Below are 14,631 nucleotides of genomic sequence, written 5' to 3'. Positions count from 1 at the left end.
TCAGCGGTGGGCACGCAGGACGACGACGGAGGACCAGCTGGCGCGCAGGGTTTCGCCGGCGGGATAGGTGGCGAGGGGCTTGCGGGGGTCTTCGACGGCGGCGCGCAGGCCGGAGAGGTCGGTGGCGGCGGTGTCGAGGACGAGGTCGTAGCGGGACGCCCAGGGGGCGCCGGGAAGGTGGACGTCGACGTCCTCCTCGCCGGGATGCAGGACGAGCAGCAGGCTGTCGCCGGTTGCCGGTGTGCCGTCCGGGCCGAGCCAGGTGAGGCTGTCGCCGGCGATGAACGCGACGACGGTGGCTGGATTGGGCGCGTTCCAGTCGGCGTCGGACATCTGGGTGCCGTCGGCGAGGAACCAGGTCATGTCGGCGCGGTGCGTCTCGCTGGACTGGCCGCCGTGGAAGAACTGCCCTCGGCACAGCGCGGGTGACGCCCGGCGCAGCGTCAGCAGGCAGGAGGCCAGCTCGGACAGGCCCTGGTCCTCGCCGGCCGGGTCGGGCGCCGGCACTTCCGGCGTCTTGGGCGGCAGGGGGCCGGTTCCGTCGCTTCTCGGGGCGGCACCGTCACTCCTGTGGTCCCTCCGGCTGTCCGCCCCGTCCGCCTCGCCGTTCCCGTCGTCCGTGCCGGTGACGTCCGTGCCGGTGACGCGTTCCGAGCGGCGCGGCCACCAGCCGCCGCCGGAGCGAACGGAGCGCCCGTCGGCCCGCGTCGTCGGCCAGGCGAGCCAGGAGACCGGGTTGTCCTGGCAGTAGGCGTTGTTGTTGCCGCCCTGCGAGCGGCCGAACTCGTCGCCCGCGACCAGCATCGGCACCCCGGCGGACAGCAGCAGCGTCGCGAGCATCCCCCGGCGCACCCTTCGGCGGCGCTCCAGCACGACCGGGTCGTCGGTCGGCCCCTCCGCCCCATGGTTGCGGGACCGGTTGTTGTTGTCGCCGTCCCGGTTGTCCTCCAGGTTCGCCTCGTTGTGCTTGTGCTCGTAGGAGACCAGGTCGGCCAGGGTGAAGCCGTCGTGGGCGGTGACGAAGTTGACCGAGGAGCACGGCGGGCGCCCACCATGCTCGAACAGATCGGACGACGCGGTGATGCGGTAGCCGAGGTCGGCGGCGCTCGTCGCCCGCCCGCTCCACGTCTCGCGTACGGTCGCGCGGAACCGGTCGTTCCACTCCGCCCAGGGCGCCGGGAACGCGCCGACCTGGTAGCCGCCCCAGCCCACGTCCCACGGCTCGGCGATCAGCTTCGCCTGGGCGAGCACGGGGTCCTGCCCGATCGCGGTCAGCAGCGGCGCGTCCGGGTCGAAGCCGTCGGGATTGCGGGCCAGCGCCGCCGCGAGGTCGAAGCGGAAGCCGTCGACGCCCATCTCGGTCAGCCAGTAACGCAGGGAGTCGCAGACCAGCCGGACCACATGCGGCGAGGTGACGTTCAGCGTGTTGCCGCAGCCGGTGACGTCGCGGTAGCGACGCGGGTCGGTCGGCTCCAGCCGGTAGTACACGGTGTTGTCGAGGCCGCGCATCGACAGCGTCGGGCCGCGCTCGTCCTGCTCCGCGGTGTGGTTGTAGACGACGTCCAGCAGCACCTCGATGCCAGCCTCATGCAGTGCGGCCACCATCGCGCGGAACTCGGTCACCGGGTCGTCGGTGGCCGCGTAGCCCGGGTGCGGGGCGAAGAAGCCGATGGTGTTGTAGCCCCAGAAGTTGGTCAGCCCGCGTTCGGCCAGTATCGGTTCCGAGACGTGGGCGTGTACCGGGAGCAGCTCGACGGCGGTGATCCCGAGGCCGGTCAGGTGATCGAGGACGGCGGGGTGGGCAAGGCCGGCGTAGGTGCCACGCAGCGCGGGGGGCAGCGCCGGGTGCAGCCTGGTGAAGCCCCGGACGTGCAGCTCGTAGATCACGGTGTCCCGCCACGGCGTGCCGGGCCGGTTGCCGGCCGGGTCCGCCGCCGCGGGTCCGCCGCCGCGCCGGCCGGGCACGGGGGCACGCCCGGCGGCGGCGCTCGGGAGCGCGGTGACGACCCCGACCGGGACGAAGGGCGCCGAGTCCTGGCCGTCGGCCGTGTAGCTGTAGGGGTCCCCGTCGGCGTAGCCGAAGATCGCCGGTCCTGGCGTCAGCGTGCCCTCCACCCGCCGGGCATACGGGTCGAGCAGCAGCTTCGCCGGGTTGTAGCGCAGGCCGCGGGCCGGGTCGTACGGCCCGTGCGCGCGCAGGCCGTAGCGCTGCCCAGGGCGCACACCGGGGATATAGCCGTGCCAGACGCCGCCGCACCGCTCGGGCAGCCGGTACCGGGTCTCGCCGCGCCCAGGCCCGCTCCCGCCCGACGACGAGTCGGAGTCGAGCAGGCAGAACTCGACGGCATCCGCGCCCGGCGCGAGCACGGCGATGTTGACCCCGCCGGCGTCGGGCAGCACGCCGAGCGGGTACGGCGCGCCGGGGAGCGCGCGCAGGCGCGCGGGGTCCTGGCGCGTGAGACCTGGTTCGAACGTGTACGACACATCGGTGACGCTAACGGAACGCACTGATCACGTCCGGGTGAACGGGGCGCCTGTGGACCAACGGCGCCCTGTCGGCCGATCCCGCGGACGTTCTCCCAGCCGGCGCGCGCCGGTACCCGTCTCGGGACGTCGCGTGAGATGCGTCACCGCCACCGGGTAGGCGCGGGCCGCCGCGCGGTGCGATGGTCGTCGGCACGGGAAGTGCGCGGCCTGGCCCCGCGAGGCTGGGGCGACGGCCGGCGTGCGGGGTGGGCGCCCGGCTCAGGGACAGCGGACGAGGAGGTCGGCCAGTGGCGGTCGTACGACTAGAGGTTGCGGACGGGGTGGGGACCATCCGGCTGGACCGGCCGAAGGTGAACGCCCTCAATGCCGAGCTCACGGCCGAGTTGCGGGAGGTGGCGCTGGAGGCATCCCGGCGCGCCGACATCCGCGCCGTCGTGATCTACGGCGGCGAGCGGGTGTTCGCGGCCGGCGCCGACATCAAGGAGATGGCGGCGAAGGACCTGGTGGGTATCTCGAGCTGGGCCACCGAGCTGACCAGCACGTTCGAGCTTGTCGCCCGCATTCCCAAGCCGGTGTTCGCCGCCGTGACCGGCTACGCGCTCGGCGGCGGTCTTGAGCTGGCGCTGTGCGCCGACTTCCGGATCCTCGCGGACAACGCCAAGGTCGGTCAGCCGGAGATCCTGCTCGGCGTGATCCCGGGTGCCGGCGGCACCCAGCGGCTGCCTCGGCTGGTCGGCCCGGCCAGGGCCAAGGAGCTGGTCTTCTCCGGCCGCCAGGTCGGCGCCGAGGAGGCGCTGGCGATCGGGCTCGCCGATGCCGTCGTCCCGGCGGCCGAGGTCTACGCCGAGGCGGTACGGCGGGCCAAGCAGTACGTCGACGGCCCGGCGCTCGCGCTGGCGGCGGCCAAGCGCGCCATCGACGACGGTCTGGAGACAGGGCTGTCGGAGGCGTTGCGGCTGGAGACCGGCCTGTTCGTCGGCCTGTTCGGCACCGAGGACCAGAAGAACGGCATGGAGTCGTTCCAGCAGAACGGCCCCGGCAAGGCCAAGTTCACGGGCCGCTGAGTCTCTGGTTCGCTCCGTGCGGGCACGGCGCTCCGGTCCCTTCCCTCGCTTCGCTTCGGGAAGGGACCTCCGCGCCGTGTCCTCCTGCGCTCACGGGCGCTACGGCGACCTCCGCTGCGGCCCAACCCACATCGCTTCGCTCGTGGGCCGGGCCTCCGCGGAGGTGCGCCTCCGCGCCCAGCTCGGTGGCGACACGTTTGAACCTTGCGAGACGACGACAGGCCCTGACAGCCCAGAAGCAGGTCAGCCAGGAACTAACAGCCCCCGCCATATTGTTGCGTGGGAAACTACCTTGGTCGTGTGGATCATGGAGGGGGCTGTCGGCGATGAGCGGACCGGTGACCAGTGAGGATGTCGTCCCCGTAGAGGGGATCCCGGGAGCTCGGGCCGATGGGTGGGCCGTGGAGATCACCGAGAGCAGGCCGCAGACGGTCGGGGCGGTCCCGGTGCGCCGAGCGCTGCCGATCCGTGCCCGGCGGACCGTGGGCGCCTGGTGCTTCGTCGACCACATGGGGCCGTTGGCGGTCGCGCCGGCCACGGGGGCCGCCGGCACGCGCGGCATCGACATCGGCCCGCATCCGCATACCAGCCTGCACACCGTCACCTGGCTGCTCGCGGGCGAGGTACGCCATCTCGACAGCCTCGGCTCCGAGCAGGTGGTGCGGCCCGGGCAGCTGAACCTGATGACCGCGGGCCACGGCGTCGTCCACGCGGAGGAGGGAACCGACTACCGCGGCGCGCTGCACGGCGTCCAGCTGTGGGTGGCGCAGCCGGAGGCGACCCGCCACGGCCCCGCCGCTTTCGAGCACCACGCCGAGCTGCCGCGCGTCGAGATCGGCGACGCCGTCGCGACGGTGCTGGTCGGCGAGCTCGCCGGTGCGGCCTCGCCAGCCCGCCGCGACACCGAGATGGTGGGCGCGGACCTGGCGCTGCGGCCCGGCCGGGCGGTGCTGCCGCTGCGCCCCGGCTTCGAGTACGCGCTGGTCGTCACCGAGGGCGCGGTGCGGGTGGGGAACGGCTCGGCACCCGCGGCCGGCATCCAGGCGGTGGCGCGGACCGGCCAGCTCGCCTACCTCGGCGCGGGCCGCGACGAGCTGGCGCTGGACGCCACCGAGCCGGCCAGGGTGCTTCTGCTCGGCGGCGCGCCGTTCGAGGAGCCGATCGTCATGTGGTGGAACTTCGTCGGGCGCTCCCGCGCCGACCTGACCGCCGCGTTCGAGCAGTGGGAGGACCGTGACGGCGCTGGCCGCTTCGGCCCGGTGGCCTCCCACCTCCGTCGCATCCCGGCACCGCCCCCGCCCTGGCGCTGACCCCGGGGCACTCTGACCCCGGGGCACTCTGACCCCGGGGCACTCTGACCCCGGGGCACTCTGACCGGGGGCACTCCGCCCTCCGCGCGGCCTTCCGTGCAGTCCGGCTCCGGCCGGCGCCTAGCCCTCGTCTGGCTGATCGGCGGAATCGGGGCTCCGCAGCGCCAGGTCGGCGATGACCGGGAGGTGGTCGCTGCCGTAGTGGCCGCCCCGCTGGTAGCCGGTCACCGCGAACGCCGGCGAGGCGAGCACATGGTCGATGCGCAGCACGGGCGGCAGGAGGCCGTTCGCCGGCCAGGTCGGGCTCCAGCTTGTGCCGGTGGCGTCGTGCGTGTCCCGGACACCTGAGCTCAGCAGCCGCCGGAACGGGCGGTGGTCGTGGGTCGCGTTGAAGTCGCCGGCCAGCACGACCGGCAGCCGGGAGCCGTGCACCTCGGTGGCCAGCTGGCTGAGCTGGGCGCGCCACTCCCGGGTGTTCTCGGCGCTCGTCGGAGCGATCGTGTGAACCGGGTAGAGCACGAAGCGCCGGCCGCCGTCGAGGGCGACGGTCATCCGGGCCAGCGGCTGCCCGCCGACCACGGGCGCGGACAGGTCGGACAGCGGGTAACGCGAGTAGACGGCGTAGCCGAACGCCCCCGCGGCCGGCTTGTCCACCCGGTAGGGGTAGTGCGCGAGCGCCCCCGATTTCTGCACCGCGCCGAGAGTGAGCGGCGAGGCCTCCACGAGCACGACGATGTCGGGGTGCGCTGCCTCGATCTGGCTGCCCAGCCGCCCGGCGGACGCGTTGTGGTAAAGCAGGTTCGCCGAGAGCACCCGGACTGGCTGGGCGCCGTCCGGTGCCTTCTCCACTCCGCCGGGCCAGATCTCCGGCACCGTCCAGAACAGGTGCAGCCCGATCAAGGGCACCGTCGCCAGCATCAGCGCGTTGCGCCTCAGCCCGAAGCCGACGACCAGCGAGGCGTAGACCGGCAGGTACAGCAGCGGTGTGAGCGCGTTCAGCGCGGCGTACGGCCAGCTCAGCACGTCGTCCAGATAGACCAGCCGACCCAGCGCCACCACGCTCAGCGCGCCGACGACCAGCCAGGCCGCGGCCGCGAGCAGCGTGCGCCCGACGTCGGTCGGGTACCACCGCGGTTTCTCGGTCTCGATGCCCGCCCCGGTCATGGCCCGTTTCGCGCCGAGGCCGTCATCGGCGCTTGGCGGGCCGGCTACGGCACCTTCCCCCGACCTGCTCACCCCATCAGGGTGCCGGATGCGCACGTCCGGCCCATACCCGGCCAGGCGAGAGGTGATCAACCTGAGACGACCATCACAACGACCACAACGACCCGCTCCCGGCGGCCGGGTTCCGGGCCTGGTGACAACCGAGCGGCGCGGGGGACGGATTCAGACATGGGAAGGCGGGCCGTTCGGCATGGCGACGACCGGCGGGGGCAGGCGGCGACTACCGGGTGGAGTCGGGCCCGGCACCGGACGGGAAGCGCCGCAGGACGGGCGCGGCGTTGGTGCGCCATTCCTGCACGGTCACTGAGCCGCTGTGCGGGGCGAACGCCGTGTCGAGCTCGCGCAGCTTGTCCGTGACCCGGACGGAGGACACCGGCCCGGCGTACTCGACGGCGCGCTGGCCGGCGTCGACGGCGGCCTCCAGGTCGGGGGAGCGCCCGCGCAGGTAGGCGATGGCAAGATCGGCCTCGGCGTAGCTGCGGGTCCTGGCGCGGGAGCTGACCTGCAGGTCGCGCGCCTCGAGCAGGTGCTCGGCGGCCTGCTCCGGCCGGTCCATCAGCAGGTAGCAGTGGCCCACGCATTCGGCGACGTCGCCCGCGTTGTAGTGGGACGCCCAGGCCGGCTCGTCGTCGCACGAGCCGCGGCCGATCGCGCGCTCGATCGCGCGCTCCATGGCGGTAAGCGCCTCGACGCAACCGGCCTCGTCATGTGCCTGAGCCAACGCCCAGGCATGTTTGTCGTGGAGCATCGCCTCGACTGTCGGGGCGGCCGTGTGGTTCGCCCGGTCCACGGCGGCGCGGGCCATCGACAGGCTTTGCCGGTTGTATCCCAGCCGGGCGGCCTGGTCGCTCATGGCGGCGAGCACCCGCCCGGCGAGCTGGACGTCGTCGGCATGCTCGGCGAGGCTCAGCGCCTGGATGTAGTAGCGCTGCGCCAGTGCCTGACGGTCGCTGTCCTGCGCGAGCCAGCCGCCGAACTGGGTGAGCTCCGCGAGCGCGCTGCACAGCTCGGCGTCGGGGTCCTCACTCATCGCCGCCCGCGTACGGTCGTGCAGGAAGGTGATCACCTGGTTGCGGATCTCCCCGCTGCCAAACCGGGCATCCAGCCGGCGGAAGGCCGCCGTCATGTCTCTGATCATGGCGGCGTTGCTGCCGCCCGCGGCCTCGGTACTCGCGCTCAGCGCCCGCCGGACGACACCGGTGATGCTCGACAGCACCGGCTCGGCGAACGCACTGGCGACGAAGGCCGTCGAGTCCTGGAGCATCTCGCGACGTCGCATGTCCCGCCCCGTAAGTCCAGCCAGGGTCCTGACGGTCTGGACAGGGGCGTCGGCGACGTGCAGTCCCAGGTCCTCGCGCCCGTAGTGCTCCCCGCGCCAGCCCAGGTCCACGGGCAGCACCGGGTAACCGACGAGCGCCGACACCTCGGCGGCGGCGAGCTCGGCCACCATCGGGTCGCGGGGCCGCATGCCACGCCGCCAGTGCCCCACGGTCGTCCGCGCCAGCCCGAGCTCGATCCGCCGGTGGTGGCGGGCACGGCTGTTCACCTGCCTGGCGAACCGGGTGTCGGAGACGCCGGACTCGCGCAGCAGGCGGTCGAACACGGTAGGTGAGGCAGGGTCGCTGGCGGGCGTGGAGCTGGACATCGAACCCCCGGGGTCGAATCCTGTCACTTAACGTGGGAGAGTCGTCGCCTGACGCATATCCAGGGCCAGAAAGTAGCGGACTCGTAACTTCCCACCGAGAGAGTGTGCAGAGTCACGGGCGAATGCACGGGCTTGGAGGGCGGTGTGTCGGGCATCCTGCTCGGATCCGTGACGATGGGTCCACTCGATTGGCACGACAAATGGTCACAGGCGAGGGGAAATGACCTCAACTGGAGGTTGGCGGGCCCGGCGGCGGGTTCGCCCGCCCCGGGCAAGCCGGCGCGAGGGCATTGGCACTGACGGGTGATAGGCATACCCGTGGCGGTCTGCTCCCCTCCGGACGGGCGGCCCTGGACCGCTCCCCATCGGGCGGTGGGCGCTCGCCGGACCGGCTAGTCACTCGGAGGCCTGTCTCAGCGGGAAGGCATCAGGTAGAAAGGCCATAGGCAAAGGCAGGCGGACGGCGGCGGGTGGATGCCCACGAAGCGCCTGCCGGCCCCCGCCGGTGGGCGCGGTCGACGAGGCCGCGAGCGGGCGAGCGGGACGAGAAAGGCGGCGGGGCCCGCTCACCTCGGTGATCTTGGTCCGGGCGCCGGCCGGGACGACCGGGTTACTCGGCGGCGGGTGGCTGCCAGGCCGGTAAGGGATTGTGACGTAATGCGTCCGGCGTCACGCCGCCGATCATCGGGCATGTCGCGGCTACCAATGCCACCATGTCAAGAGCACTGGACACCTGATTATGTTGGCTACGGAGGCCCCTAGGCGTGAACATCGTCGTTACCGTCAAGCAGGTTCCTGATACCTGGGCGGAGAAGAAGCTCGACGCCGCGGACAAGACGGTCGACCGCGTCAGCGTCGACAACGTCATGAACGAGATGGACGAGTACGGAGTCGAAGAGGCCCTCAAGATCAAGGAAGCGCACGGCGGCGAGGTCACCGTCGTCACGATGGGCCCGGCGAAGGCCCTCGAGACGATCCGCAAGGCGCTGTCCATGGGCGCCGACAAGGCGGTGCACCTGACCGACGACGCGCTGCACGGCTCGGACGCGCTGCAGACGTCCGCCGCGCTGGCGAAGGTCATCGCCACGCTGTCCCCGGATCTCGTCATCACGGCGACCGAGGCCTCCGACGCGCGTGGCGGTGTGATGGGCGCGCTGTTGGCCGAGCGGCTGGGGCTCCCGCAGCTCACCCAGGCCCGCAAAGTGACCGTCGACCCGGCCGCGGGCAAGGTGTCGATCGAACGGCTGGCCGACAACGGCTACGCGCTGGTCGAGGCGAGCCTGCCGGCCGTCGTCGGCGTCGTCGAGAAGATCAACCAGCCGCGGTACCCCTCGTTCAAGGGCATCATGGCCGCGAAGAAGAAGCCGCTGACCACGTTGTCGTCCGGCGACGCGGGCCTTGACGCCGGTTCGGTGGGCCTCGCGGGCGCGGGCTCGACAGTCGTCGACGCCCAGTCGGCGCCGCCGCGGCAGAGCGGCACCATCGTCAAGGACGAGGGTGACGGCGGCGTGAAGATCGCCGACTTCCTCGCGGCGCAGAAGCTCATCTGAGGGGTAACGATCGATGGCTGAGGTACTCGTTCTCGTCGAGCACGCCGACGGTGAGCCCAAGAAGGTCACCGGCGAGCTGCTGACGCTCGCCCGCACGCTTGGCGAGCCGTCGGCGGTGTTCGCCGGCGGCCCTGGCACCTATGCGAAGGCCAAGCCGTACCTGGCCGAGTTCGGCGCCGCGAAGGTCTACGTGGTCGAGTCCGACGACGTCGCCGACTACGTCGGCGCACCGGTCGCCGAGGTGCTCGCGAAGCTGGTCGGCGAGGCGTCGCCGACGGCGGTGCTGATCGCCGCGACGGCCGACTCGCGGGAGGTCGCCGCGCGGACCGCCGCGAAGACCGAATCCGGCCTGATCTGGGACGCCACCGCGGTGAGTCCGGAGCTGGTCGCCACCCAGGGCATCTTCGGCGGTTCGACGATCGTCAGCTCCAAGGTCACCAAGGGCACGCCGGTGATCGTGGTCCGTCCGAACTCGACGGCTCCGGTCGCCGCGCCGTCCTCCCCGGCCGAGGTCCAGGTCGACATCACGATCTCCGACGTCGCCAAGGGCGCGAAGATCGTCGACCGGGTCGCGGAGGCCAAGTCCGGCCGGCCGGACCTCACCGAGGCGCAGGTCGTCGTCTCCGGTGGCCGCGGCCTGGGTGCCGCCGAGCACTTCGCGCTGGTGGAGAAGCTCGCCGACACCCTCGGCGCCGCGGTGGGCGCTTCCCGCGCCGCGACCGACGCCGGCTGGTACCCGCACCAGAACCAGGTGGGCCAGACCGGCAAGACCGTCTCGCCGCAGCTCTACATCGCGGTCGGCATCTCCGGCGCCATCCAGCACCGGGCCGGCATGCAGACCTCGAAGACCATCGTCGCCATCAACAAGGACCCTGAGGCGCCGATCTTCGAGTTCGCCGACTACGGCCTGGTGGGCGACCTGTTCAACGTCGTCCCGCAGCTGACCGACGAAGTCGAAAAGCGCAAGGGCTGAGACGGCGCGACAGCTCGCCGCCCGCGTAACGCGGACATACCAAAGACGGCCGGGTTCCGCCCGAACAGGCGGAAACCCGGCCGTCTCGCTGTTCGACGGTGTTCTGGTAGCGGATCCGGAGCGGCGGATCCGGGATCGGTGGTCTCTGCCCCGGCAGCGGGCGATGATGAGCGCACCAGTCGCCACCGGGAGTGACACGGCCGACACCGAGGCTGCCGGTGGCGCGGATCCCCTGCGGAGGTGGGCCGTGCGGACCTTCGACCTCGACGCCTTCGATCCCCACGACCGCACCGGCGAGCACATCCTCCCCTGGGAAATGTGGGAGCGCGACCGCCCCTGGCGCGCGGATACCCCTGACCCCGCGCCCAGAGTGGTGGCGCCCCCGGAGGGGACGCCGCTGGCGCCGGACGGCCCGCCAGACGACCGCCCTCGGGAGTAACGCCCACGGGAGTGACCGAGGCCGGCCAGCCCACGCGCCTTCATCTCCGGTCTTCCGCGTGCCGCCTGACTGGCCGCCGCCACCGCCGGGGTGGTCACCGTGGCCCGGCTGGCGGCCTGACCCGGCCTGGCCCGTGCCGCCGCCCGGCTGGCGGTTCTGGCACCAGCAGCCCGACGGATGGCGGCGGAAGGCGCGACCGGACCGGCCCCGGCCGCGACTTCCGCGTGCCCGACAAAGACCCGTGGGACAGCAGCGGTCAGTGCGCGATGATGATCCGGCAACGTAGCGCGCGGGACCCGTCCCTCAGGGCGGTCCCGGCGGGTCGCGGCCGGCACTGCTCCATCCGGAGCCGCGGGCGCACCGGTCTGGCATCCGCCGCTCGCGGTGCGGAGGGCGTCGATCCTCGGCGCGATCCGGAGTCCGCGGCCGAAACCGAGGAAGAGGAAAACTGAGCGCGATGGCGACGGGCGGCAGTCGGGATACGCATACGGCGACGAGCTCCACCGGGCCGGTCACGGTGACCGCCGGGCCGGTGACCACGACGACGACCACGACGGTCACGGTGACCTCGTCGGCGGGATTCGGCGGCGCGAGCGGCCGGAACCGGACCGCGCTCGCGCTCGACATCGGCGGGACGAAGCTCGCCGGTGGCGTCGTCGACGCCACCGGCGCGGTTCTCGGCCGGGCGCGCAGAGCGATGCCGAAGACCCTCGACCCCGAGGTCACGTTCGCCGCCGCCGTCGAATGCCTGCACTCCGCCCTTGGCGACGCGGGGCTCGGCGGGCGTTACGACTACGCGGGCCTGGCCGGGCTCGGGGTCGGCTGCGGTGGGCCGATGATCTGGCCGGCGGGAGAGGTCTCGCCGCTGAACATCCCGTCGTGGCGGGATTTCCCGCTGCGCGCCCGGCTGCGTGACGAGTTCGGCGGCCTGGGGGTGCTTGTCCACAACGACGCGGTGGCGCTCGCCGCTGGCGAGCACTGGATGGGCACCGGCCGAAACACGCGCAACCTGCTCGCCGTGACGGTCTCGACCGGGGTGGGCGGCGGTCTGGTCCTCGACGGGCGGCTCTACCACGGGCGGTCCGGCAACGCGGGGCATGTCGGTCACCTCGTCGTCGACCCGGCCGGGCCGGACTGTGCCTGCGGCGGTGTCGGTTGCCTGGAGGCGATCGCCTCCGGACCGCGCACTGTCGCCTGGGCCATCGAGGAGGGCTGGAAGCCCGTCGAGGCCGGGCCAGGCACGGGCAGGCCCGGACCGGACGACGGCGGGACCAGGCCGAACGAGGCAGGGACCGGGTTTGGCGACTCCGGGCCCGATACGTCCGGAGCCTCAGCGGCGCGGGGCGACGGCGGGGGGCCGGATGAGGAGCGAGCCCCCGACGGGCGCGCGCTCGCCGCCTCGGCGGCGGCGGGCGACAAGATCGCGCGGGCGGCGCTGGCCCGCTCCGGGAACGCGGTGGGAATCGCGCTCGCGTCCTGCGCGGCGACCTTCGACCTCGATCTCGTCACCGTCGCGGGTGGCTTCTCCCAGTCCGGGCCGATCTTCTGGGACGCGCTGCGAGCCGCCTACGACCGGCATACCGGCATGGAGTTCGCGCGCGCCGTCCCCGTCGAGCCCAGCTCGGCCCCGAACGACGTCGCCCTGCGCGGCGCCGCCGCCTTCGTTCTCGTCCCAGACTGCTACGCCTGGGCCGGCTAGCGCCGGGTGAAGCGCCCTCGCCGCGGCTGGCGCGGGACGGCCACCCGGCGCGCACTCCTGCCCCGCCGCCGCACCCGCCGAGCGAGCGCGGCCAGGTCACGGGTGGGCCGCTGGAGAGAACGGGCGGGCCGCTGGAGCGACACGAGACCAGGTCGCTCGCGGCGCCCTGGGGCACCCGGCGGCGTCCGATCAGCCGACGCGCGCGGATCGCTCGCCGACGGTGACGACGTCGCCGTGGGTCAGCTGGCGGCCGCGGCGAGTCTCGATCTCGTCGTTCACGCGGACCAGGCCCTCGAGGAGGAGCGGCTTGACGTCGCCGCCGGACTCGACAAGGTCCGCCAGCTTCAGGAACTGGCCGAGCCGGATCATCTGGTCTCGGATCTCGATCTCTCGCACCGACCCAGCATGCCGGACGTGCGTCCCCTCGTGGTCAGGGGTGGGCGGCGCGGTAGGCCGACAGGTGACGGAACGGCCAGACGTGCGCCGGCCGGCGCAGGAGACCGGCCGGCGGTTCCGGCGGCCGCGCCGGCGTGCCGGCGAACCGGGCGATGACGACGACCCGCTCATCCGCGGCGTCGTAGACGTCGACCTGGAGGCACGCTGGCGTGTCGAGCAGCTCCGGCACGGCCGTGCCGCGTACCCATTCGAGCAGCTCCGCCAGCCGTCCCGGCGCCGCCCGGACCTCCCACATCACCGTGTCGTGGCGTTGGCCGGAACTCGCCAGGCCGTCCGTCTCCTCGGCGTCGATCATCGGTTGGTGATCCTCATCTGTAGGCATCGCCCGCCACGCCCGCCACGCCGGCCCGCCTGGCCCGACCAATGTCCGCCAGGGCCGGTGTCAGCCGGTGAAGCCGCCGTCGACAGGGATGACGGCGCCGGTGAGCGCGCCGGCGGCGGGCGAGCAGAGGAACGCCACGGCGGCGGCGACCTCGGCGGGATCGAGGAGCCGGCGCAGGTAGGCGTGCTGGGCGAACTCGCGCGGGTCGGCGAGGTCATAGACCTTCGCGGTCTCGGCGAGCATCGTGGTGTCCATCGAACCGGGGCAGACGACGTTGGCGGTGACCGTCGTGCCGGCGAGTTCCGCGGCGATGCTGCGGACCAGCCCGACCACCCCGTGCTTGGAGGCCGAGTAGGCGGCCAGCCGGGCAAGCGGACGGGTGCCGGCCGCCGAGGACACCGCGACGAACCGGCCGGCGGGCGCGGCGAGCAACGCGGGCAGCGTGGCCCGGGCCGTGATGAGCACGCCGGTCAGATTGACGTCGAGCAGCAGCCGCCAGGCCTCGTCGTCGGTCTCCCAGCCGGGCGGCCCGCCGGCGATGACCCCGGCGGCGGCGACGACCGCGTCGAGCCGTCCGAAGCGGTCCAGCGCCAGGCGCGTGGCCGCGTCCATGTCGGCCTGGCTTCGGACGTCGGCGCGGACGGGGAACGCCTGCGCGCACCCGGCGGCGACCGCCTCCAGCTGCGCGCGGGTCGCGAACGGGTAGCCCGCCCCGCCGGCCGATGCGCCGGCGGCGTCCGCCAGGGCGATGTCGGAGAGGACGAGCCGGTAGCCGGCCGCGTCGAGCGCGCCGGCTACCGCCGCGCCCAGCCCGCGGGCCGCGCCGGTGACGAGCGCCACCGGCGCCCCGGCCGCTTCCGCCACCGCGTCCACTCCCATCGGCGTCGCATGGAGTGCGGCCATGCGTTCCTCCTCGTCGCCCGCGGATCACTCATCGCCGCGCGGATCATCGTCGCGCCTCGAGCCTGACCGGCTGCTCACGCCGGCGCCGACGGGCAGGCCGTGGGGCCTCCACTCGCCGGCCCCCCGGCCCCCCGGCCCGGCGGTGCGACGGCCCGGCGGTGCGTGGGCGCTCGTTCAGCGCGGGGGGCCGGCCTCGATCCGTCGCAGCGCGAGGTCATAGCTTCCCGGCTCCGGCCGGAAGCCCTCCAGCCACCAGGTGGCGCCCGCCGCCTCGATGGGCTCGACGACCGCCCGCGCCGCGGCCCGCTGTTCCGGGGTGCGACCGTTGATCACCACATCGAACGGGTCCGTGCTGGCGCGCTGTTCCCGCACCGCGGAGATGACCTCGGTCACCGCCGCCGGGGTCGGGTTCCATGATCCGTCCCGCGGGTCGACCATCATCGGCGCCACGCCGTCCCACCGGGCCGCTCGCCGCAGTGGCCGCCGCGCCGGCCAGTTGCAGCCGATCCAGACGGGCGGGCGCGGCCGCTGCAACGGGGTCGGCTGGAACGTGACGTCC

At 73.3% G+C, this 14,631-nt stretch carries 13 protein-coding genes (1 of these 13 only partly in view); 6 read left to right on the top strand and 7 right to left on the bottom strand.

Features of this window, described 5'->3' with window-relative positions; translation table 11 throughout:
* Positions 1–2,508, bottom strand: coding sequence for a glycogen debranching protein GlgX (gene glgX / locus QOZ89_RS40705; RefSeq protein ID WP_116271608.1), 2,508 nt, complete (start codon positions 2,506–2,508; stop codon positions 1–3).
* Positions 2,509–2,774: 266 nt separating this feature from the next.
* On the opposite strand from glgX, the gene QOZ89_RS40700 reads away from it, so the two are divergent.
* Positions 2,775–3,551 carry an enoyl-CoA hydratase/isomerase family protein gene (locus QOZ89_RS40700; protein ID WP_312629480.1) on the top strand — a complete coding sequence of 259 codons (777 nt, stop codon included), beginning with the start codon at positions 2,775–2,777 and terminating at the stop codon, positions 3,549–3,551.
* Between the two features lie 338 nt (positions 3,552–3,889).
* Complete coding sequence (locus QOZ89_RS40695; RefSeq protein ID WP_312629478.1) at positions 3,890–4,861, top strand: pirin family protein; 972 nt, start codon at positions 3,890–3,892, stop codon at positions 4,859–4,861.
* Positions 4,862–4,981: 120 nt separating this feature from the next.
* Here QOZ89_RS40695 and QOZ89_RS40690 read toward each other — a convergent pair whose 3' ends face one another.
* On the bottom strand, positions 4,982–6,025 hold the full coding sequence (locus QOZ89_RS40690; RefSeq protein WP_312629476.1) for an endonuclease/exonuclease/phosphatase family protein: 1,044 nt from the start codon (positions 6,023–6,025) through the stop codon (positions 4,982–4,984).
* A 280-nt stretch (positions 6,026–6,305) separates the two neighbouring features.
* The gene (locus QOZ89_RS40685) at positions 6,306–7,730 is read right to left on the bottom strand and encodes an NsdA family TPR-like regulatory protein (RefSeq protein WP_071050194.1); all 1,425 of its coding nucleotides are present in this window, start codon (positions 7,728–7,730) and stop codon (positions 6,306–6,308) included.
* 764 nt (positions 7,731–8,494) lie between these two features.
* On the opposite strand from QOZ89_RS40685, the gene QOZ89_RS40680 reads away from it, so the two are divergent.
* From QOZ89_RS40680 to QOZ89_RS40665, 4 genes are all read left to right on the top strand, one after another.
* The gene (locus QOZ89_RS40680) at positions 8,495–9,280 is read left to right on the top strand and encodes an electron transfer flavoprotein subunit beta/FixA family protein (RefSeq protein WP_071050195.1); all 786 of its coding nucleotides are present in this window, start codon (positions 8,495–8,497) and stop codon (positions 9,278–9,280) included.
* 13 nt (positions 9,281–9,293) lie between these two features.
* Entirely contained in the window at positions 9,294–10,253 is a 960-nt protein-coding gene (locus QOZ89_RS40675) for an electron transfer flavoprotein subunit alpha/FixB family protein (protein WP_071050196.1), read from the top strand.
* A 247-nt stretch (positions 10,254–10,500) separates the two neighbouring features.
* Positions 10,501–10,692 carry a hypothetical protein gene (locus tag QOZ89_RS40670; protein ID WP_083418997.1) on the top strand — a complete coding sequence of 64 codons (192 nt, stop codon included), beginning with the start codon at positions 10,501–10,503 and terminating at the stop codon, positions 10,690–10,692.
* 457 nt (positions 10,693–11,149) lie between these two features.
* Complete coding sequence (locus QOZ89_RS40665) at positions 11,150–12,391, top strand: ROK family protein (protein ID WP_071050198.1); 1,242 nt, start codon at positions 11,150–11,152, stop codon at positions 12,389–12,391.
* Between the two features lie 189 nt (positions 12,392–12,580).
* On the opposite strand, the gene QOZ89_RS40660 is transcribed toward QOZ89_RS40665, so the two are convergent.
* From QOZ89_RS40660 to QOZ89_RS40645, 4 genes are all read right to left on the bottom strand, one after another.
* On the bottom strand, positions 12,581–12,787 hold the full coding sequence (locus QOZ89_RS40660; protein WP_083418992.1) for an RNA-binding S4 domain-containing protein: 207 nt from the start codon (positions 12,785–12,787) through the stop codon (positions 12,581–12,583).
* Positions 12,788–12,821: 34 nt separating this feature from the next.
* On the bottom strand, positions 12,822–13,142 hold the full coding sequence (locus tag QOZ89_RS40655; protein ID WP_083418993.1) for a hypothetical protein: 321 nt from the start codon (positions 13,140–13,142) through the stop codon (positions 12,822–12,824).
* 87 nt (positions 13,143–13,229) lie between these two features.
* Positions 13,230–14,072: a mycofactocin-coupled SDR family oxidoreductase gene (locus QOZ89_RS40650; protein ID WP_198543334.1), complete on the bottom strand. Its 843-nt coding sequence runs from the start codon at positions 14,070–14,072 to the stop codon at positions 13,230–13,232.
* A 174-nt stretch (positions 14,073–14,246) separates the two neighbouring features.
* Positions 14,247–14,631, bottom strand: the final stretch of a protein-coding gene (locus QOZ89_RS40645) for an LLM class flavin-dependent oxidoreductase (protein ID WP_312629463.1). The gene runs 464 nt beyond the window's last position; the window shows 385 of its 849 coding nt (coding positions 465–849); its start codon lies beyond the right edge, outside the window; its stop codon occupies positions 14,247–14,249.

Origin of the sequence: Pseudofrankia coriaricola (assembly GCF_032027725.1) — a bacterium.
In the GTDB taxonomy this organism is placed as follows: domain Bacteria; phylum Actinomycetota; class Actinomycetes; order Frankiales; family Frankiaceae; genus Pseudofrankia.
The sequence above is the reverse complement of the archived record's forward strand: the minus strand, read 5'-3'. Positions and strand labels throughout refer to the sequence as shown.